Source organism: Pseudomonas sp. B21-032, assembly GCF_024748965.1.
Classification (GTDB): domain Bacteria; phylum Pseudomonadota; class Gammaproteobacteria; order Pseudomonadales; family Pseudomonadaceae; genus Aquipseudomonas.
In genome coordinates this window covers 3172348-3193211 of sequence record NZ_CP087180.1, presented here as the reverse complement: position 1 = coordinate 3193211, position 20864 = coordinate 3172348, and the positions used below count along the sequence as shown (strand labels likewise).

Annotated in this window: 16 protein-coding genes and 1 riboswitch; of the genes, 14 read left to right on the top strand and 2 right to left on the bottom strand. The window is 66.2% G+C overall.

Features of this window, described 5'->3' with window-relative positions; genetic code table 11:
• Nucleotides 1-77: 77 nt before the first annotated feature.
• Nucleotides 78-192, bottom strand: a riboswitch (TPP riboswitch).
• Nucleotides 193-230: 38 nt separating this feature from the next.
• On the bottom strand, nucleotides 231-1418 hold the full coding sequence (locus LOY54_RS14750) for a type II secretion system F family protein (protein ID WP_258606898.1): 1188 nt from the start codon (nucleotides 1416-1418) through the stop codon (nucleotides 231-233).
• A gap of 15 nt (nucleotides 1419-1433) precedes the next feature.
• Nucleotides 1434-1856 carry a type II secretion system major pseudopilin GspG gene (gspG, locus tag LOY54_RS14745; RefSeq protein WP_045198278.1) on the bottom strand — a complete coding sequence of 141 codons (423 nt, stop codon included), beginning with the start codon at nucleotides 1854-1856 and terminating at the stop codon, nucleotides 1434-1436.
• 177 nt (nucleotides 1857-2033) lie between these two features.
• Here gspG and LOY54_RS14740 point away from each other — a divergent pair, with 177 nt between their 5' ends.
• The 14 genes from LOY54_RS14740 (at nucleotide 2034) to LOY54_RS14675 (ending at nucleotide 20864) form a co-directional block, all read left to right on the top strand.
• Nucleotides 2034-2633 carry a lytic transglycosylase domain-containing protein gene (locus tag LOY54_RS14740; RefSeq protein ID WP_195884251.1) on the top strand — a complete coding sequence of 200 codons (600 nt, stop codon included), beginning with the start codon at nucleotides 2034-2036 and terminating at the stop codon, nucleotides 2631-2633.
• Nucleotides 2634-2819: 186 nt separating this feature from the next.
• The gene (gene mnxG / locus LOY54_RS14735) at nucleotides 2820-8699 is read left to right on the top strand and encodes a manganese-oxidizing multicopper oxidase MnxG (protein WP_258606897.1); all 5880 of its coding nucleotides are present in this window, start codon (nucleotides 2820-2822) and stop codon (nucleotides 8697-8699) included.
• A 14-nt stretch (nucleotides 8700-8713) separates the two neighbouring features.
• The gene (locus tag LOY54_RS14730) at nucleotides 8714-10693 is read left to right on the top strand and encodes a YncE family protein (protein ID WP_045198292.1); all 1980 of its coding nucleotides are present in this window, start codon (nucleotides 8714-8716) and stop codon (nucleotides 10691-10693) included.
• Nucleotides 10690-11337 carry an SCO family protein gene (locus LOY54_RS14725; RefSeq protein WP_258606896.1) on the top strand — a complete coding sequence of 216 codons (648 nt, stop codon included), beginning with the start codon at nucleotides 10690-10692 and terminating at the stop codon, nucleotides 11335-11337. Before LOY54_RS14730 ends, LOY54_RS14725 begins: the two co-directional genes overlap by 4 nt.
• Nucleotides 11338-11354: 17 nt before the next feature.
• Nucleotides 11355-11978 carry an SCO family protein gene (locus LOY54_RS14720; RefSeq protein WP_258610719.1) on the top strand — a complete coding sequence of 208 codons (624 nt, stop codon included), beginning with the start codon at nucleotides 11355-11357 and terminating at the stop codon, nucleotides 11976-11978.
• Between the two features lie 3 nt (nucleotides 11979-11981).
• Complete coding sequence (locus LOY54_RS14715; RefSeq protein ID WP_258606895.1) at nucleotides 11982-13517, top strand: ABC transporter substrate-binding protein; 1536 nt, start codon at nucleotides 11982-11984, stop codon at nucleotides 13515-13517.
• Nucleotides 13514-14161: a SurA N-terminal domain-containing protein gene (locus tag LOY54_RS14710; RefSeq protein WP_258606894.1), complete on the top strand. Its 648-nt coding sequence runs from the start codon at nucleotides 13514-13516 to the stop codon at nucleotides 14159-14161. Before LOY54_RS14715 ends, LOY54_RS14710 begins: the two co-directional genes overlap by 4 nt.
• Before the next feature lie 229 nt (nucleotides 14162-14390).
• Complete coding sequence (locus tag LOY54_RS14705) at nucleotides 14391-14933, top strand: response regulator (protein ID WP_258606893.1); 543 nt, start codon at nucleotides 14391-14393, stop codon at nucleotides 14931-14933.
• A 53-nt stretch (nucleotides 14934-14986) separates the two neighbouring features.
• Nucleotides 14987-16687: a GspE/PulE family protein gene (locus LOY54_RS14700; protein ID WP_258606892.1), complete on the top strand. Its 1701-nt coding sequence runs from the start codon at nucleotides 14987-14989 to the stop codon at nucleotides 16685-16687.
• Nucleotides 16638-17465, top strand: coding sequence for a hypothetical protein (locus LOY54_RS14695; RefSeq protein ID WP_258606891.1), 828 nt, complete (start codon nucleotides 16638-16640; stop codon nucleotides 17463-17465). The genes LOY54_RS14700 and LOY54_RS14695 overlap by 50 nt, the downstream gene beginning before the upstream one ends.
• Nucleotide 17466: 1 nt before the next feature.
• Nucleotides 17467-18009 (top strand): PilN domain-containing protein, encoded by a 543-nt coding sequence (locus LOY54_RS14690; RefSeq protein ID WP_258606890.1) that lies wholly within the window; start codon nucleotides 17467-17469, stop codon nucleotides 18007-18009.
• The gene (gene pilO, locus LOY54_RS14685) at nucleotides 17996-18544 is read left to right on the top strand and encodes a type 4a pilus biogenesis protein PilO (protein WP_258606889.1); all 549 of its coding nucleotides are present in this window, start codon (nucleotides 17996-17998) and stop codon (nucleotides 18542-18544) included. Before LOY54_RS14690 ends, pilO begins: the two co-directional genes overlap by 14 nt.
• Nucleotides 18544-19044: a hypothetical protein gene (locus tag LOY54_RS14680; RefSeq protein ID WP_258606888.1), complete on the top strand. Its 501-nt coding sequence runs from the start codon at nucleotides 18544-18546 to the stop codon at nucleotides 19042-19044. Before pilO ends, LOY54_RS14680 begins: the two co-directional genes overlap by 1 nt.
• Nucleotides 19041-20864: a secretin N-terminal domain-containing protein gene (locus LOY54_RS14675; protein WP_258606887.1), complete on the top strand. Its 1824-nt coding sequence runs from the start codon at nucleotides 19041-19043 to the stop codon at nucleotides 20862-20864. The genes LOY54_RS14680 and LOY54_RS14675 overlap by 4 nt, the downstream gene beginning before the upstream one ends.

Genomic DNA, 20864 nt, shown 5'->3' with positions numbered 1-20864 from the left:
TTGTCCTTTTTATCGTGACGACAGCGGGGCCGGTGATGTCTGGCATGGTCGGCCCCGCAGTGAGGCCGGCAAAAAGGCAGGTGCACAATACCCATCCCTTCGCCGGCATGATCCGGATCAGGTTCGAAGGGTCACCGCGCTGCACATGCCAGCGGTTTCTCAGCCCGTTGCCGGGCTCCCCTTGGTGGCCGAATCTATACAGCAAGGGCCCTGGATTGTCACGCGTTGCGCTAGTGGATGCTCGAGGCCAGCTCGAAGATCGGCATGTACATGAGGATCACGATCAGGCCGATCAGCAGGCCGATGAAGGTCATCAGCAGCGGCTCGAACAGGCGCACGAACCACTCGATCCAGCGGCTGATCTCTTCGTCGTAGAAGTCGGCGCTGCGCTCCATCATCTGCCCGAGGTTGCCCGACTGCTCGCCAGCGCGCAGCAGGCGCAACGACACTGGCGTCACCAGGTGCCCGGCCTCCAGCGCCGCCGACAGCGACTGGCCTTCCTTGACCCGTTCACAGGCCTGCTCCAGCCGCAGGCCACTGGCCGCGCCGAGCAGGCCGCGGGCCATGGCCATGGCGGTGAGAATCGGGATGCCGCCCTGCAGGAGGATCCCCAGCGAGCGGTAGAACCGCGCCAGCTCATACATCACCAGGCGTTTGTGCAGGGCCGGCAGGCGTTCCAGCTGGCGGTTCAGCCAGCGCCGCACCCGCGGCTCGCGACGCAGCATGAACAGCAGCGCCATGAGTAGCCCAAAGCTGCTGGCCATGGCCAGCTGATGCGCGTGCAGGAACATCCCGGCCTGCATCAGCCAGCGTGACATCCACGGCAGCTCGGTGCCCAGGCCTTCGAACACCAGGCTGAAGCGCGGTACCACATAGCCGAGCAGAAACAGCACCACGCCGCCGCCGACCAGCAACAGCAGCAGCGGGTAGATCGAGGCGCTGATGATCTTCTGGCGCACTTCGTCCATGCGCTGGCGGTAGGCAACATAGCGGCCGAGGGCATCGCCCAGGGCGCCGGTCTTCTCGCTCGATTGCACCAGCGCCACGTACAGCGGCGGGAACACGCTGGGCAACTGCGCCAGGGCCTGGGAGAACGACTTGCCTTCATACAGCAGGCGCACCAGTTCGCCGAGGGTCTTGCGTGCCTGGGGCGCGGTCTCTTTTTCGGCCAGGCTCTCGAGGGCGTCGATCAGCGGCAGGCCAGCATTGAGCAGGGTGGTCAGCTCCTGGCTGAACAGCACCAGGTTGAACCCCTCGCCACGCCGCCAGCGCAGACCGGCCAGGCGCTGGCAACTGCGCACGCTGACCACCCGCAAGCCTTGCTGCTCGACCTGCTCGCGGGCCTGGCCCGGGTCCTGGGCGTCGACCTGGAGCAAGACCACCCCGGCCTTGCCCAGGGCCTTGAGTTCATAGCGCATGCGCAAGCCCTCCGGTTATTGCCAACTGGTGATCTCGGCATTCTCGCCATCGCCGCCGGGCTGGCCGTCCTTGCCCATCGACAGCAGGTCGTACTCACCGTTTTCACCGGGCTGGCGGTAGATGTAGTTACGCCCCCAGGGGTCTTGCGGGACCTTTTTCTGCAGGTACGGGCCCGACCAGCGGGTCTCGTCGCTGGGTGCCGCCACCAGTGCCTGCAGGCCTTGCTCGGAATTGGGGTAATGCCCCACTTCCAGCCGGTACAGGTCCAGGGCCTTGCTCAGGCCTTCGATCTGCGCCCGGGCGACCTTGGCCTCCGAGCGCCCCAACTGGCTGAAGTACTTGGGGGCAACGATGCCGGCCAAGAGGCCCAGCACGACCAGGACTACCAGCAGTTCGAGCAGGGTGAAGCCGCGTTGCGCGCGATGGTTGTTGTTCATAGCCAGGCCCTCCACAGGTGCGCTGCAAGGCCTTATGCAATTGCCGTGCGCGTCTGCGCCGGGCCTTTGCCGCACGGGCCTGGCAAGGCGGCACAGTGCTTGCGTCAAAAGGGTAACGCCCTGGCAATCGGGGCATATGCCCCACTTTCTGGGGGACGCAACGGGGAGGGTGGCACGATGCGCTGGCTCACTGCGGCAATCCTGGCCTGGCTGGCCACAGGCAATCCGGCTCAGGCCGATGTGTACATCTCGATCAAGGCCGATGGTAGCTATGTGTTGAGCAACGTCCACCGGCCGGGGCGAACCTACCAGCGGGTCATCAGCGAGGCCGTGAGCCTGGCCAGCAACGGCCCGCAACTGATCACCGGCATGCCCTACGCCGAAGTGGTGGCGGCAGCGGCGCAGGCCAACGACCTGCCGGCGGCCTTGCTGCACGCAGTGATCCAGGCCGAATCGCGCTACGACCCCAACGCCCGCTCGACCAGCGGCGCGGCCGGGCTGATGCAGCTGATGCCCGACACCGCCAAGGAAATGGGCGTGAAGAATGTCCTCGACCCGGCCGCGAACGTGCAGGGCGGGGCGCGCTACCTCAAGCGCATGCTGACCCTGTTCGACAACGACATCACCCTGGCCGTGGCCGCCTACAACGCCGGGCCAGATGCGGTGCTGCGTCGCGGTCGGGTAGTACCGCCGTTTGCCGAAACCCAGCGCTACGTGCCCAAGGTGCTGCGCCAGTACCGGCGGCTGCAGGGCCTGGCGGTGGATGCGCCTTTGTAATCGCAAAACCTGTGGGAGCGGGCTTGCCCCTCGATGAGGCAACCCCCGATTAGTGGGGAATACCGGGGAATCACCCCCAATCAAGATTCATTCAGCTTTATAAGCTACTGAAAAACAACAATAAATAATTTGGCATGGGCCTTGCTCCGGCCCCTCCAGAGTCCCCTTGCACCCCCGAGGCACGCCATGATGACTCCAATCAAAGGCTCAGTCCTGACTTCACTGCTGCTTGCGGCCGCCAGCCTTGCCTGGCAACCGCTCAGCGAAGCTGCCGTGCGCTGCGAGCGCAATCTGGTGGCCAATGTGGTGGCGCTCGATCAGCCACTGATGTTCAACCGCCTCGGTGCGCAGAATGCCAACGGCATGATGTTCGCCCTGCGCCGCGACGTGGTCGACGAGCACCAGGTGTCGCTGGCCACTGGCGGCGCCGCGGTACCGGGCAAGGTCAGCCTGCGCCCGGACAAACGCCCGCGGCCGATCGTGCTGCGGGTGGCGGCGGGCGACTGCCTGACCATCAACCTGCAAAACCTGCTGGCCTACCAGGCCAACCCGAACAAGCACGGCATCGACCACGAGCAAGAGAACGAGGTCGAAGGCGAGGAAAACGAAGGCGCTGAGAACGAAGCCGGCGAGGGCAACGAGCAGGGCGGCGAGCATTTTGTCGCCGACGAGCAGGTCAGCGACCGTCATGTCGGTTTTCAGGTCAACGGCATGCAGGCGGTCAACAGTATCGGTGACATCGCCGCCAATACCGGGCGCAACGGCAACTTCCTGATCGCCCCCGGCGCCAGCCGTTCCTACACCCTTTACGCCGAGCGTGAAGGCGCGTTTGCCGCCACCAGCCAGGGCGCGACCTTTGGCGGCGAGGGCGGTGCCGGCAACGTCGCCAATGGCCTGTTCGGCCAGGTGGTGGTGGTGCCCAAAGGTGGGCGCACCTTCCGTAATACCCTGACCGAAGAAGAGATGCGCCTGAGCAGCAGCGGCCGCACCCCCACCGGCCAGCCGATCGTCGACTACCAGGCGCGCTACCCGCAGCAGGAGCCGTGGATCCGCGAAGGCAAGGCCGGTTCGCCGATCATTGCCATGACCGATGGCAACGAGATCATCTCCAGCGAGTCCGACGCAATTGTCATGGGCCCCAACGCCGATGGCAGTTTCCCGGCCTCGACCTACCCGCTGGAAAGCATCGGCAAACGCAACCCGGCGATCCCCAACCGCCTGGAGCCGTTCCGTGATTTCGCCGCGCAGTTCACCGACGAAGCCGCCTCGACCCAGGCCTTCCCCGGTTACTGGGCAGACCCGGTAATGGGCCATGTGCTGGAGCCGACCCGCGACTCGTTCATGATCAACTATGGCTCCGGCGGCATGGGCGCCGAGGTTGTGGCCAACCGCCTGGGCGTGGGGCCGATGCATGACTGCCTGTCATGCGCCTATGAAGAGTTCTTCTTGAGTTCGCACACCGTCGGCGACGTGGCGATGCTGGTGGACGTACCGGCTAACGTCGGCCTGGAGAACATCCGCCCGGGCCAGACCCCGAGCGCCGAGCAGGTCGGGGTCAAGGCGACCATGGCCCTGTACCCGGCGGAACCGGCCAACGTCAACCACAGCTACATCGGTGACATGGTCAAGTTCCGCAACACCCACAACGGCCACGAGCAGCACATCTTTCACCTGCACGGCCACCAGTGGCTGTTCAACCCCAATGACGACAACTCCGACTATGTCGACGCCCAGGGCATCGGCCCGGGTGTCGGCTACACCTACGAAATCGCCAACGGCGGCTCGGGCAACCGTAACCGCGTGGCCGGCGATGCGATCTATCACTGCCACTTCTACCCGCACTTTGCCCAGGGTATGTGGAGCATGTGGCGGGTCCACGATGTGTTCGAAGAAGGCACCCGCCTGGAAGTCTCCGGGCAGAGCGAAAACGGCTATCACAGCGTGCCGTTCGCCTTGCGCAGCGGCAAGCCGGCCGCGGGCGCCCGGGCCTTGCCGGACGGCGAGATCGTCGCCGGTACGCCAATCCCGGCCATCGTGCCGTTGCCCGGCAAGGCCATGGCGCCGATGCCCGGCAAGGTCGCGGTGATTCCCAAGCTGGCGCAAACCCTGGTTGGCGCAAACCATGACGACGATGAGCAAGAAGAGGGCGATGATGACGCTGGCCATGACGACGCCGCGCCGCGCGCAGTCGGCTCGCTGGCCCTGGTCGATCGCAGCGAGGCCAACCGCAACGCCGACGGCAGCCTGAAGAACCCGGGCTTCCCGTTCTGGATCGGCGGCATGGAAAACACCGTCGGCCAGCGCCCGCCAACCCCGCCGCTGGACATGCTCGACCCGGCCAAGGCGCAACAGTTGAAAAACTCCGGCAACGCCCTGTGGGCCAACCTCGACCCGGCCCAGGTCGGTGGCTGGGACGGCGGCCTGCCACGCCATGCCCTGGACGGCCTGTCGGCCGGCGGCGAGGCGCTGGTGACCACCACTGCGCTGGACTTCACCAAGGCCATCACCAAGGCCAAGGCGGTGTTCCTGCCCGAGGAGGGTACCGACGTCGAACAGGCAGCGATGAGCTTCCATTCCAAGCTGGAGCACCCAAGCTACGCCGTGCTGCCCGGCAAGCAGACCGTGGCGCGCAACTTTCGCACCAACGGCGCCGCACCCACTGCCGGCGCGCCGTACTACGAGCCGTGCATGGACGACCGCGCCAAGCGCCTGACCCAACTGTCCGGCGCCGGTGAGTTCAACAGCGGCGAGCGCCTGGACGGCATGAGCTTTACCGGCAGCTCGACTTTCACCGCCGACCGCCCGCGCATCTACAAGGGCGCCAACATCCAGTTCGACGCGGTGTACAACAAGGTCGGCTACCACTTCCCGCAGGCGCGGATCATCAGCCTCTGGGAAGACGCCTGGGCGGTGATCAACAAGCAGCGCCCACCGGAGCCGCTGGTGATGCGCATGAACACCTTCGACTGCGTGATGTACCAGCACACCAACCTGATCCCCTCGTACTATGAAATGGACGACTACCAGGTGCGTACGCCAACCGACGTTATCGGCCAGCACATCCACCTGCCAAAATGGGACCTGACCGCCGCCGATGGCTCGGCCAACGGCTGGAACTACGAGGACGGTATCCTTTCCCCTGGCACCGTGGTCGAGCGTATCCACGCGATTCGCGAGTTCAACGAGTGCCGCGCCGGCGACCCGCGCGAAGGCACGGCCGAGTGCCCGGTGGCCAAGGCGCACCCGTTCTTCGGCCGCTACGGGCGCGCCGACTGGCTGGGCGCACGCACGGCCATGCAGCGCTGGTTCGTCGACCCGGTGGTCAACGTGCATAACGTCGACCGTGGCCTGGGCACCATCTTTACCCACGACCACCTCGGCCCATCGACCCACCAGCAACTGGGCCTGTACGCCACCGTGCTGGCCGAGCCTGCCGGCTCTACCTGGTACCACGCCGAAACCGGCGAGCTGCTGTACAACAGTGCCCTGCGCGAAGACGGCGGGCCGACCTCGTGGCAGGCGGTGGTGAAAACCGGCGACCTTGACGGTGACGGGCGCAACGACAGCTACCGCGAGTTTTTCCTCGAGTACAGCGACTTCCAGCACGCCTATGAGGCCGGTGTTTACGTGGGTGCCGGCCCGGACGGCATCCCCAATGCCCAGGCTTACCCGGCCAGCGCCGACAGCTTCCGCTATGCGATCAACCCGCCGGTGCGGCAGAAGGCTTCGAACCTGCTGGAATCGGTGGTCGAGTCGCGCGGCGGGCTCAACCCGGGCTGCCCGAGCCGGCCGTGCCCGCAGGCGATCTCGGTGGATGACCCGGGGATGTTCGTCGTCAACTACCGCAACGAGCCGCTGGCCCTGCGTGTCTACGACCCCAACAAGGTCGCCCCCGACGGCAAGCGCGGCATGCAGGCCGACGGCCTGGCCGGCGATCTCGCCTATGCCATGCAGAGCCGCACCGACCGCGCCATCCCGGCGATGAACCTGTCGCCGGCGGCTGTTACCTCGGCTGTGGGGCCAACCGGTGGCACCACCTTGTTCCCGCCGCACATCAACGCCGCCGGGGCCGAGCCGGGCGACCCGTTCACGCCGATGCTGCGCACCTACTCTGGCGACAACGTGCGCCTGCGCATGCATGCCGGTGGCCATGAAGAGGAACACAACGTGACCCTGCATGGCGTCAAATGGCTGCAGAACGGCTCGGGCTTCGGCAACAGCTCGAACTCCGGCTGGAAGGCCTCGCAGATGGTCGGGATCTCCGAGCAACTGGGCTTCATGGCACCGGTGTCGATGATCTCCAGCGCGTCGGCGCCCAACGGTGACTACCTGTATTCGCTGGACGCCGCCCACGAAGGCTACTGGAATGGCATCTGGGGCGTTATGCGCAACTACAGCAACAGCCGCAACGACCTGTTTGCCCTGCCCAACAACCCGTTGCCGATGGCGGCGCGCAATACCGTGGCATTCGACGGCATCTGCCCGCGCTTTACCGCCAACACCAATGGCATCGGCACCCGGCCAACGGTGCAGCGCAGCTATGAAGTCGTCGCCGCCCTGGCCAACGATATCCTCGGCAACTCGCTGGGTGTGAGCATCACCGACCCGGCCGGCGCCGGCCAGCACGTCGGCGGCCCGCTCAAGGCCAACGGCGGCACCCTGGTGTACAACAGCCGGCGCACCAGCATCCCGCAGGTGACGGTGACCGACCCCGAAGATGGCGAGACCTTCACCATCGGCGGCCACAGCGGCCCGCTGCACGACCCGACGGCAATCCTCTATGTGCGCAAGGCCGACCTCGACCCGGGCACCGGCAAGCTCAAGCCCGGTGTGCCGATCGAGCCGCTGGTGCTGCGCGCCGCTGCCGGTGAGTGCCTGAAGGTCACCCTGGAAAACCGCCTGCCGCAGGTAATGCCCGACCTGCCGAGTACCGCCGTGATGCAGAACGTGGTCAAGCGCGACCGCAATGGCAGTGAAGGCTCCACCGCCTTCAACAACAACCTCATGCGGCCCTCCAGCCATGTCGGCCTGCATGCCCAGTTGCTGGCCTACGACATCACCAAGTCGGACGGCGCTAACGTCGGCCAGAACCCGGTGCAGACCGTGCCGCCACGGGCCGGCAACAGCGGCGCCTACCCGAGCAAGGTCTACCAGTACTACGCCGGGCACCTGGAGCGCGAAGGCAAGCCGGTGCTGCAGATGGGCCGTGCGGTGGACAACATCAACACCACCGCCATCGAGTTCGGCGGCCTGAACATCACCCCGGCCGATGTCATCAAGCAGGGGCAAAAGGGCTTGATCGGCGCCATGAGCATCCTGCCGCTGGGTGCCACCTGGAGCGAAGACACGGCCAGCCGCGCCTCGGCCACCGTGCAGGTGCCGGGGCAAACCGCCTACCGCGACTTCGCCACCCTCTGGCAGCGCTCGCTGAACATGCGCTGGGCCGATGGCCGGCCGGTGGAGGGCATTGCCACTGAAGGCAACGGCGTGCCGGGCGATCCGAAGGACAACTCGAACATGGCCATCAACTACAAGACCGAGCCGTTGTGGTTCCGATTCGGCCTGGCCCCGGATGCGCCGTTCGGCCATGCCGATGGCAATGGCTGGGCCGATGTAGCCAATGCCCACATGGCCTACAGCAACGCCCTGGTCGGCGGCGATCCGCAAACCCCGGTGCTCTGGGCCAAGCCTGGCCAGCCACTGCGCAACCACGTGCTGATGCCCACCGGCGGCAGCCGCGGCATTACCTACCAGCTCGACGGGCACCTGTGGCCGCTGCACGCCTACCAGCCGGAGAAGGCCGACCCCGGTGGCTACCCGATGTACCAGCCCGGTATCGGTTCGGTGCGCTTTGGCTACAACCCGCAGGCCATGTACATCGGCGCCCAGGAGAGCGTGCTGCCGGCCGCGCACTTCAGTTTCATGCTGCCTAGCGCCGGCGGCAGCAACGCGGTGCCGGGTGACTACCTGTTCCGCGACTACGCCGCCTACGGCAACGCCTCCGGGTTGTGGGGGATCCTGCGGGTGACCAACGAAACACCACCGGCCACGCCGCCAGCACAGTGAGTGAGGGGAAGGTCATGAACAACAAGAATCGACCGCTGTACCTGGGCCTGCTGGTGGGCCTGACCCTGATCGGCCTGGGGGTGAGTTACGAAAGCCTGTGGTGCGACCCGCGCAGCGAGCAGGCCGAAGGTGACCCCCAGGGCCTGCATAGCTTCAGCCGCGACGGCGTCAGCGTCGAGTTCGAGGCGCGGCCGCTGGGCAGCGGCGGGACCTTGACCGAAGGCAGCTTCGCCAATGTGCGCTTCAAGATCACCGACCAGAACAGCGGCCAGCCATTGTCGGGGGTATCCCCCGGCGCCTGGCTGGACCCGGCGCTGACCGGCGAAGCGGCCAAGGACCGCAGCACCAGTTGCAAGGCACGGGTGGCGCTGTTTCTCAAAAGCAGCATCGGCGCACGGCCCTTGCTCGATTTGAACAGCTACTTCCTGCTGGTGCTGAACAAGGACGCCAGCCTCACGGTGATTGATCCGTCGGTGTCGGTGGGCGGGGTCACCAGCACCCTGGCGCGCATCGAACTGCCGGGCACACCGATGGACTGGGTGGCGAGCAAGGATGACAAGCAGGTCTACGTGTCGATGCCGGAGCGCGGCGAGGTGGCGCTTATCGATACCGAGACCTTCCAGCGCGTCGCCAACCTGCCGGCCGGCAAGCAGCCGCTGCGCCTGGCGATGCAGCCCGACCAGCGCCTGCTGTGGGTCGGCAACAATGCCCGCGACGCCCAGAGCAGCGGGGTGACAGTGATCGACGTGCCCAGCCGCAAGACTCTGAAGTTTTTCGCCACCGGCGCCGGTCACCACGAAATCGCCTTTAGCAGCGATTCGCGCTACGCCTTTGTCAGCAACCGCGACAGCGGCACCCTGAGCGTGATCGACGCCAGCGAGATGCGCCTGGTGAAAACCCTCAAGGTCGGCTCGCACCCTTTGTCGGTGGCTTATTCGCCGCTGTCCCAGGCGGTGTACGTGGCCGATGGCCGCGACGGCAGCATCAGCGTCATCGATGCCCGCAGCCACACCCAGCGCCACCTGATCGAAGGCAAGCAGGGCCTGGGGCCGATGCGCTTCAGCAATGACGGGCGCTTCGGCATCGTCCTCAACACCCTGCAAAGCCAGGCCATGGTCATCGATGCCAGCAGCGACCGGCTGATCCATAGCCTGCCGGTGGCCGCCGAACCCTACCAGCTGACCTTCACCCAGGCCTATGCCTATGTCCGCGGCCTGGCCTCGCCCAAGGTCAGCATGATCAACCTCAGCAGCCTCGGCGAAGGCCGCCAGCCGATCGTTCAGGGCTTCGAAGCCGGGCCCGCGGCGCCGCGCCAGGCCGGTGACCTGCCGCTGGCCCAGGGCCTGACCGTGGCCCGCGACGAGAACTCGGTGTTTGTGGTCAACCCGGTGGACAACACCACCTACTTCTACGCCGAAGGCATGAACGCGCCGATGTCCGGCTACGCCAACCGTGGCCACAGCGCCCGCGCCGCGCTGGTCATCGACCGCAGCCTGCGCGAGGTGGCGCCGGGGGTGTACAGCTCGACCATCAAGCTGCCGGCCGCCGGTACCTTCGATGTCGCCTTTTTGCTCAACCAGCCGCAGATCATTCACTGCTTCAGTACCGAAGTGGCGGCTTCCAGCAGCGCCCCGCACCGGCAGACGCCACGGGTGGAGTTCCTTATCGGCCCCTCGGTGGTCGACCAGGGCCGGCCGCTGATCGCGCGCTTTCGCATCAGCGAGGGCAACGGCACGCCGCGCACCGGGATCAAGGACCTGAGCCTGCGCTACTTTCTCGCGCCCACCTCGCGAGCCCGGACCAGCGTGGTCCGCGAAGTGGGCGAGGGCATCTACGAGGCGCCGCTGGAACAACTTGAAGCCGGTGCCTGGTACCTGCACGTGCAGGCGCCGTCACTGGGCAAGCGCTTTGCCGAGAACAACTACACCAGCCTGCGGGTAATGCCCGCCGGCGCACAGCAAGCATCCGACGCCGGACCAAGGAGTGTGCAATGAAACTGCTCGATCGCTGCAGACTGTTCAGCCTCTGCCTGCTCGCCGCCAGTTGCGGTATCGCCCAGGCCCACAACGGTGTCGACCACAGCGGCCATGGCGCGCCCGCCGCCCACCAGGAAAAGACCTCGGTGCGCTTTGCCGATGTCTCGTTGCTCGACCAGAACGGCATGCCGGTGCGCCTGGAAAAGGACCTGGTGGCCGATCACCTGGTGGTCATGGGCTTTATCTACACCAGTTGCACCACGGTGTGCCCGGTGGTTTCCTCGATCATGGCCAAGGTGCAGAAGCAGCTGGGCGGCCGGGTCGGCACCGAAGTACAACTGGTGTCGATCAGCGTCGACCCGCAGCGCGATGATCCCAAGCGCCTGCTCGGCTACGCCCAGACGTTCCAGAACGGCCCGGGCTGGAGCTGGCTGACCGGTACCCCGTATGCCATCAACGAAACCCTCAAGGGCCTGGGCAGCTTCAGCGCCGACCTTGGCCAGCATCCGCCGCTGATCCTTGTCGGTGACGGCCACAGCGGCCACTGGACGCGCTATTACGGCTTTACCGACCCACAGCTGCTGATCAGCGAGATCGACCGCCTCAGCGCCCGCCGGGTGCACGCCAAGCACACCGCCATTGCCCAGGAGGTGCAACCATGAGCGCTGTCAGCCGTGGCATGCGCAGCACCGACTGGTTGACCCTGGCGCTGTGCCTGTGGATCCTCAGCGCAGTGGCCCTGGCCCATGAAGGCCATGGCTCACCACCGCCCAACGCCACCCCGGCGACGGCCGAGGGCGGGACCCGCGACGCCCGCACGTACTTCACCGACACCGTGCTGCAGGACCAGAACGGCCGCAACCTGCGCTTTTACCAAGACGTCCTGAAAGACCGCGTGGTGCTGCTCAATGTGATCTTCACCCACTGCAATGACGCCTGCCCGCTGATTACCCGCAAGCTGCGCGAGGTGCGCGAAGCCCTGGGCGAAGACGCAGCCAGCAAGGTCACGTTCATTTCCCTGAGCAGCGACCCGCAGAACGACACCCCGGCGGTGCTCAAGGCCTTTGCCGAAAAACAGGGGGTGGACAGCGCCAACTGGCTGTTCCTCACCGGTGACAAGGCGCAGATGGACCTAGTCTTGGCGCGCCTGGGCCACCTGATTCCAAGCCCCGAGCAGCATTCGACCCAGTTGATTGCCGGCGACGTGGCCAACAAGCGCTGGAGCAAGATCCGCCCGGACGCGCCGGCGCAAGCCATCGCCCAGCGTCTGCAACTGCTGTCGCAACCCTTGGCGGGGCGCTGAGCCATGACCGCGCGCCTGGCTATCGGCCTGCTGCTGAGCGTGCTGCTGGTCAGCCCGCTGGCCAGCGCCCTCGAGCTCAGCCCGCAGGAGCAGGCCGGCAAGCGCCTGTACCGCGAAGGCCTGTCGAGCAGCGATGCCCAGGTGTCGGCGCGGGTCGGCGCCGCCGACATGCTGGTGCCGGCCAGCGTCGTACCCTGTGCCAGTTGCCACGGCAACGATGGCCTGGGCCGGGCCGAGGGCGGAGTGCGTCCGCCGTCGTTGAACTGGCAGCGCCTGGCCGGCGGGCAGGGCATGCGCGAGGTCAATGGCCGCCGCTATCCGGTCTACACCGAGGCGAGCCTGGCCCGCGCCATCCAGGAGGGTCGTGACCCGGCCGGCAACCGCCTGGACCCGGCGATGCCGCGCTTTGTCCTGAGCATGGCCGACCAGCGCGACCTCAGTGCCTACCTCAAGCGCCTGGCCGATGACCGCGACCCGGGGCTGGAGGAACAGACTCTGCGCCTGGGCACCTTGCTGCCAACCCAGGGCACCCTGGCCGCGCCTGCGCGGGTGGTGGCGGCGGTGTTGGCCGACCGTATCGAGCAGATTAACCGCCAGGGCGGCATTCATGGCCGCAGCTTGCAGCTGGTCAACCTCGACCCCGGCCCCGACCAGGCCAGTGCCGAGCAGGCGCTGGCGCAACTGATCGACCAGCAGCGGGTATTCGCCCTGGTCGCGCCGATGGCGCGGGCCCTTGATGCCACGCTGGCCGTGCGCCTGGAGCAGGCGCGCCTGCCGTTGATCGGCGCCGCCCCGCAGCTGGCCGGCAGCCGCCAGGTGTTCGACCCCTTGCCTGGGCTGCGCGAGCAACTGCTGAGCCTGGCTGACTATGCCCAAAGCAGCCTGTCGTTGCAGCAGGCCCAGGTGACTATCGTTTATGCCGAGGCCAACCAGGCCGCGCTGGCGGCCAGTTTGCGCGAGGCCTTGCTGGCGCGCGGCTGGAGCCAGGTCAAGGTCGAGGCCTTCGAGCAGCAGGCGCCGACCGGGCAGGCGCTGTTCTATCTCGGCAAGGCCTCGGCTTTCAGCCGCCTGACCGACGCCTTGCAGCAGGCCGGGCGCACGCCTTACCTGTTCGCCGCCTCAAGCCAGGTCGCCAGCGAGCTGCTGCTGGTACCGCAGGCGTGGTCGCGGCGGGTGTTCCTGGCCTATCCGTTCATCCCCAGCGACTGGACCGCCCAGGGCCGTGAGGCGCTCACCGCCCTGCGCCAGCGCCAGGGCCTGGATGGCCGCCAAGGCTTGTTGCAGGTCAGTACCTGGTGCGCCATGCAATTGCTTGAAGAAGCGCTCAAGCGCGCCGGACGTGATGCCAGCCGCGAGAAACTCACCCAGGCCCTCGAAGGCCTGCACGACGTGCACACCGGCCTGACCCCGGCCCTGGGCTTTGGCCCGGGCCGGCGTCAGGGCCTGAACGGTGCGCATGTGGTCACCGTTGAAATGCCCGGCCCGGTGTTCTATCCGGTTGCCGCCTACCAGAGTGTCCTTGAGACGAGGTCGCCATGAACCGCCTGATGCCGTTGCTGCTGTGCCTGTTGGCTGTATCGCTGCACGCCGCGGACGGGCCGCCGGCGGCGCGGGTCAACGGCGTGGAGATCAGCCAGATGCGCCTTGAGCGCTATTTTGCCGAGTATCTTGAGGACCAGGGCAGGGCGCTGACCAGTATCCGCAACCCCAGCGTGTACAAGCGCCTGCGCGAACAGGCGCTGAACGACCTGATCGACCGCGAGCTGCTGTGGCAGGAGGCCCAGCGCCAGGGCGTGGCGGTCAGTGATGCCGAGGTCGAGGCGCGCATCGGCCACCTGCGCCAGGCGTTCGGCAGCAATGAAGTGTTCGAGCGGCGCCTGGCCGATGCCGGTTTCGACCCCCAGAGCTTTGCCGCTTACACCCGTCAGGAGATGGCCGCGCAGCAGGTATTCGTGGCTGCCAGCCGCGTGCCGGAGCCAAGCGCGGCGCAGGTGTCGGCGTTCTATCAAGCCAACGCGAAATCCTTTGCGGGTGGGCAGAACCAAAGCCAGGGCGACCCTGTCCAACGGGAGCAAGGACTTGCAATGGCTAAAACCCTTCTTATCGATCAACTGCAGACGCAGGCGCGTCAGGCGTTGTTGCAACGCTTGCGCGACAGCGGTCAACTGCAGCGTATCGACTGAGCGCAGCGCCGCCCCCACTATTGGGGGCAGGGCTAGGGGCAAAACGCCATCTGTCCCCCGGGATTGGGGAAGGGGCTAGCACCCGTTTGCGTCTATGCTTACAGAATCAACGACATAGCACAGTGATTTGCGCCGTATCACGCCTGGCACGAAGCATGCGTAAGCCTCTACAAGGCCGCACTCGTGCCGGGCCGGGAAACCGGGCCAGCGATGCTTCAGGGAGTGGACCTTGGTGAACACAGTATTGGTAGTCGATGACGAACAGACCCTTGCCGGCAATATCCAGGCGTATCTGGTAGCCCAAGGCAAGAACCTGGACGTCCGTGTTGCCCACGACGGAGCAAGTGCCATCGGCCTGGCCGAGCGCACCAACCCTGACGTGATCGTGCTGGATTATCGCTTGCCCGATATGGAGGGTTTTCAGGTTCTGGAGTCTGTGCGCCAACAAGGTACGCGCTGTCATTTCGTGCTGATCACCGCCCACCCGACCGCCGAGGTCCGTGAGCGGGCCAGCCAACTGGGTGTCAGCCATATCCTGTTCAAGCCTTTTCCCCTGGCGGAACTGGCCCGCGCAGTCCTCGACCTGATGGGCATCAAGCGAGAAAGCCGGCGCGCAGCCGACAAGGACACAGGGTTCGTCGAACGACGCCAGAGCAGGAGTGAGAGTTTCCCCCTGCAGTTGTTCGACGGTAGCTGGGTCCTGGCCGATCGCCGACGTAATGGCGCACGGCCGCCGGGGCCCGACGACGACCAGCTGCTCACCGGGGAATAACGCGCGAGCAGGGCTGAACCAGGCTCTCCGCGCCCCGCGTCGGAGAGCATGCCATGGAACCGTTGTCGCTCGTTCCTCCCGTTGTAGCCAGCACCTCGGCGCCCCTTGGCCGCGCGCTGCTGGCCCAGGCCAGGGCCAGTGCCGAACTCAGCGGCGAGCGTCTGCTCGATACCCTGCAATCGCTCAGCGGCCTTGAGCCGGCAGCGTTTGTCCAGTGCCTGGGCGCCACCCTGCATTACCCGCTGCTCGACGGCCCGGCGCTGTTCGCCGCCACGCCGCTGTTCGAGCGGGTCAGCCTGGCCCAGTGCCTGAAACGCGAATTCATCCTACTCCAGCATGATGGCCAGACCCTCGGGGTGTTCGCCGACCCCTTCGACGACGCCCGCCTGGCCTGGATCGACGACTGCCTGCAAGGCGCACCGCTGTACCTGGTGCAAGCCGCCGAGCTCAAGGGCTTTCTGGCCCGCCACGAAGAGAGCTTCCACGCGGTCGATTCGCTGGACACCGAGAACGAAACCGCCAACGAGCTCGACAGCCTGCAGAGCCTGTCGCTGGCCAGCATCAGCGAAGACCAGAGCCGGGTGGTCAAGCTGGTCAACTCGACCCTCTACGATGCCCTGAAGATGCACGCCAGCGACATTCACCTGGGCGTGACCGGCAGCGGCCTGGTGATCAAGTACCGCATCGACGGCGTACTCAACAGCATCAGCAAGGTCAGTGGCAGCGAGTTCGCCGACCAGGTGATCTCGCGGATCAAGGTCATGGCTGAGCTTGACATCGGCGAGAAACGCGTGCCCCAGGACGGCCGCTTCAAGATCGGCATCAGCGCCCGGCAGATCGATTTCAGGGTGTCGATCATGCCGAGCATTTTCGGCGAAGACGCGGTGCTGCGGGTGCTCGACAAACAGGACCTGGCCGATCGCGTCAGCGGCGTGCAGTTGCAGGCCCTGGGCTTTGAACAGCAGACCTTGCGCAGCCTGCGCCGGCTGGCCAGCGAACCCTACGGGATGATCCTGGTCACCGGCCCCACCGGCAGCGGCAAGACCACCACCCTTTACGCCATGATCAGCGAGATCAACCACGGCGTAGACAAGATCATCACCATCGAAGACCCGGTGGAGTACCAGTTGCCGGGGGTGCTGCAGATCCCGGTCAATGAAAAGAAAGGCCTGACCTTCGCCCGCGGCCTGCGCTCGATCCTGCGCCACGACCCGGACAAGATCATGGTCGGCGAAATCCGCGACCCGGACACCGCGCAAATCGCCGTGCAGTCGGCACTCACCGGGCACCTGGTGTTCACCACCATCCATGCCAACAACGTCTTCGATGTGATCGGCCGCTTCAGCCAGATGCAGGTCGACCCCTACAGCTTTGTCTCGGCGCTCAACGCCGTGCTGGCCCAGCGCCTGATTCGCCTGGTGTGCCCGCATTGCGCCGCTGCCCAGCAACCCAGCCATGAAGAACTCGTCGCCTCGGGCCTTGAGCCCGGCCAGGTCGGCCATTACCGCTTCGTTCACGGCAGTGGCTGCGGCCAGTGCCGGGGCAGCGGCTATCGCGGGCGCACGGCGATTGCCGAGCTGCTGCACCTGGATGACGACCTGCGCCAGATGATCGTCGAGCGCAAGCCCCTGGCGCAAATCAAGACCCTGGCCTGCCAACGCGGCTTGCGCCTGCTGCGCAGCTCGGCGCTGGAGCTGGTGCGTGATGGCCGGACCACCCTGGAGGAGATCAATCGTGTCACTTTTATCGCCTGATCGCTTTATCGCCGTGCTCGGCGCCCAGGGTGTGGGCCTGTGCCAACGCCAGGGTCAACAGCAACGCTGGCTCGCCAGCCTGGACTTTATCGCCGAGCGCAGCCTGGCCTGGGCCGTGGCCGTGGAGTCGCTGCAGCACCTGCTGGTTGAACATGCCGGCAAGGGTGCGCAGTTGCAGGTGTTGCTCTCGGCCCAGTACAGCCGCTTCTGCCTGGTGCCCTGGAGCGCCGCCATCAGCCGCCCGGACGAGTTGCAGCAGTACGCCCGCGCCTGTTTCGAGGCGCATTACGGGCAGAGCCTGGAAGGCTGGCGCATTGTCGTATCCCCCGAAGCCGGCGGTTGCCCGCGCATCGCCAGCGCCACGCCGCAGGCCTTGCTCGATCAGCTTGAGGCCCTGTGCCGCAACCTCGGGCTACGCCTGCGCTCGACGCGGCCTTACCTGATGGCGGCCTACAACCACTTTGCCGAGCAACTGGGGCAGGGCGACTTTCTCTTCGTCCTGGCCGAGCCGCAACGCAGCGTCTGCCTGCTGGCGCAGAACGGCGCCTGGCAGCACGTCAGCGCCCAGGGCTGCAGCGACAGTGACCAGGCCCTGCAAGCCCTGATTGCCCGCCACAGCGAGTTGCACCAGGGCGAGGGGCAACTGCCGGTGTACCTGCATGCGCCCGGGCGCCTTGAGCCAGTACCGGCGCTGGCGGGCGTGCAACTGTGCGAGCTGGCGCCAGCGCCGCTGGCGGTACGCGACGTGCTGTGCAGCATGTCACGGGCGGTGGCCTGAAATGCGCCGCCTGATGCTGGACCTGCAGCCCGCCCGCACAGGTTGGCCCGCCTGGGCGCTGCTGGCATGCGCACTGAGCCTGCTGCTCGGCACTGCGCTGCTGCAGCAGGGCTTCGATCAACAACAGGCCGGGCTTGAACAGCAACTTGAACAGCTCGACCGGCGACTGGGCAAACGGCCCCAGGCCGAGCCAGCGCTCAATGCCGCGCAAAGCCGCGAGCAGGCCGAAAAACTGGCACAGATGCGCAGCGTCTCGCAGCAACTGCAACGGCCGTGGGAGCGCCTGTTCAACATGCTTGAAGGGCTGCCGCAAGACGACGTTGCCTTGCTCACCCTGACCCCCGATGCGCGCAAGGGCCAACTGCGCATCAGCGCCGAGGCCCGCGACCTGGAGGCCATGCTGGCCTTCCACAAGCGTCTGGAAGCCAGCGACGAGCTGCGCGATGTGTCGCTGCTCAACCACGAAATCATCGCCAAGCAGGCCGAGCATCCGGTGCAGTTCAACCTGTCGGCCACCTGGGAGAACGGCAATGCGCATCCCTAGCCTGATCCTTCATGAACGCGCCCGCCAGCTCGGCGTAGTGGGCCTGGCCGGTGCCGGGTTGCTGGCCCTGGCCCTGCTGTATGGCGTTACTGCCTTGCTCGGCCAATGGCAGCAGTTGCAACAGCTGGAGCAGCAGCGTGATCAGGCCCTGGCCCAGGTCGCGCAGTTCAAGCAGGGCACGCTGAAGCTGCCACAGGTGCCCCGGCACGAGCTGGAAGACTTTCACAAACAGCTGCCGGCCCAGCCCCAGGCCACCGTGGCCATCGACCGCATCTACGCCCTGGCCAAGGCCGAGCAGATCACCCTGGCCCGCGGCGAGTACGCCCTGGGAGTCGATCCCAAGACTCAGCTGGCGCGTTACCAGATCCTCCTGCCGGTGCGCGGCAGCTACCCGCAAATCCGCCGCTACGTGCATGCCTTGCTCGGCCAGTTGCCGGCACTGGTGCTCGAAGACATCGACCTGCAGCGCAAGAAGATCGGCGACCGCGAGCTGACCGGGCGCATCCGTATGACCCTTTACCTGTCGAGGTCATGATGAACACTCAACGCAGCCTGGCCTGGCTGGCTTTTCTCGGCACCGCCGCGGTGCTGGCCTGGGCGCCGGGGTATTTCTTCGACGACGCAGCTGAAGACGCCGAGGCGGCTGTTGAGGTCGCCGGCAAGGCTTCTGCACCGCTGACGGCGACCGCGCAGACGGCGGCAAGGCCGGCAGCCCTGCAGCCGCGCGACCTGTTCCCGAGCAAGAGCTGGAAGCCTGCGGTGCAGGTCACCACCGTCACCGAACAACCGGTGGTCATCGCTCCGGTGGCCGTGGCGCCTGTCGCCCCGGCACTGCCATTCCAGTTCGTTGGCCGCCTGGATGATCGCGACGACCAGCAGGTGTTCCTGCAAAGCGGCGAAAAACTCTACGTCGTGCGCCGCGGCGACGTGATTGATGACACCTACCGGATCGAGCAGATCTCCGCCACGGAGCTGAGCCTGGTCTACCTGCCATTGCACCTGTCCCAGACCTTGTCTGTAGGGAGCGCACCATGAATTCGCCAAGGCTCAGCCACAAAGCGCCGTACCTGATGCTTGCCCTGTGTGTCGCCCTGGCCGGATGCGGCACTTCGGGTGTGCGCAAGGACGCCCAGGCCCTGATCGGTGAGGGCCAGTACGAAGCCGGAATCGCCCAGCTTGAAGACGCGCTCAAGGAACACCCGCGCGACACCGAACTGAACATCGCCTTGATCCAGGGCCGGCGCCAGGCGGTGGAGGCGCTGCTGACCCAGGCCGACAGCGACCGCAGCCGCCATGACTTCGGCGGTGCGCGCACAGGTTACGGGCGGGTGCTGACCCTGGAGCCGAACAACCGCCGGGCCCTGGATGCGGTGCGCCAGATCGAGCAGATGCGCAACCTTGGCGAGCGCATTGCCCTGGGCCAGGCGGCGTTGCGCAGCGGCGACCTGTTCGGCGCCGAGCGGCACATGCGCGAAGTGCTGCTGCTCGACCCGCAGAACGAAGGTGGCCTGGCCCTGCGCAAGGACATCGAGCGGGTGCAAAGCCGCACCGCCCAGCCCAACCCGCAACTGCGCAGCAAGCTCGAACGGCCGGTGACCCTGGAGTTTCGCGACGCCAACCTGAAGACCATCTTCGAGGTGCTGTCGCAGGTGGCGGGGCTGAACTTCATCTTCGACAAGGACCTGCGCCCGGACATGAAGGCGACCATCTTCGTGCGTGACGTGCGCATCGAAGACGCCGTGGCCCTGCTGCTGGAACAGAACCAGCTGCACCAGAAGGTGGTGAACGACAACACGCTGCTGATTTACCCGGACTCGCCGCAGAAGATCAAGGATTACCAGGAACTGGTGATGCGCACCTTCTACCTGACCAGCATCGACGCCAACACCGCGCTGAACATGGTCAAGACCATGCTCAAGACCCGCGACGTGTTCGTCGACGAGCGCCTCAACACCCTGACCATGCGCGACACCCCCGACGCCGTGCGCATGGCCGAGAAACTGCTGCAGTCCCAGGACCAGTCCAACCCGGAAGTGGTGCTGGAGGTGGAAGTGATGGAGGTTGCCCGTTCGCGGATCCTCGAACTCGGCCTGCAGTGGCCCAACACCTTCGGCATCCTCAACGCCGATGGCAACCCGGTGGGCACCCTCGACCAGTTGCGCGGCATCAACTCCTCGCGCATCAGCATCGCCCCGGCACCGCAAGCCAAGATCAACGCCCAGGACAACGACATCAACACCCTGGCAAGCCCGGTGATCCGCGTCAGCAACCGTGAACAGGCGCGCATCCACATTGGCCAGCGGGTGCCGATCATCAGCGCCACCTCGGTGCCCTCGACTCAGGGCCCGGTGATCACCGAAAGCGTCACCTACCTGGACGTCGGCCTCAAGCTCGAAGTGACCCCGGTGGTGCACCTGAACAACGAGGTGGCGATCAAGGTGGCCCTGGAAGTCAGCAACGCCAAGCCGCTGGAGCCGACCCGCCAGGGCACCATCCCGGTTCAGGTCGACACCCGCAACGCCCAGACCAGCCTGCGCCTGCACGACGGCGAAACCCAGGTGCTGGCCGGGTTGATGCGCAACGACCAGGGTGGCAGCGGCAACAAGATCCCGGGGCTTGGCGACATTCCCGGCTTGGGCCGGCTGTTCGGCAGCAACCGCAGCGACAACAGCCAGTCGGAGCTGGTGCTGTCGATCACCCCGCGGATCATCCGCAACCTGCCGTACCAGAGCCCGTCGGACATGGAGTTTGCCACCGGCACTGAAACCAGCATGCAGATCCGCAAACTCAACCGCAGCATCGAGGTCGACGACGAGCAACCCATTGCGGCGGTACCGACCGCGGTGAGGCCGTAA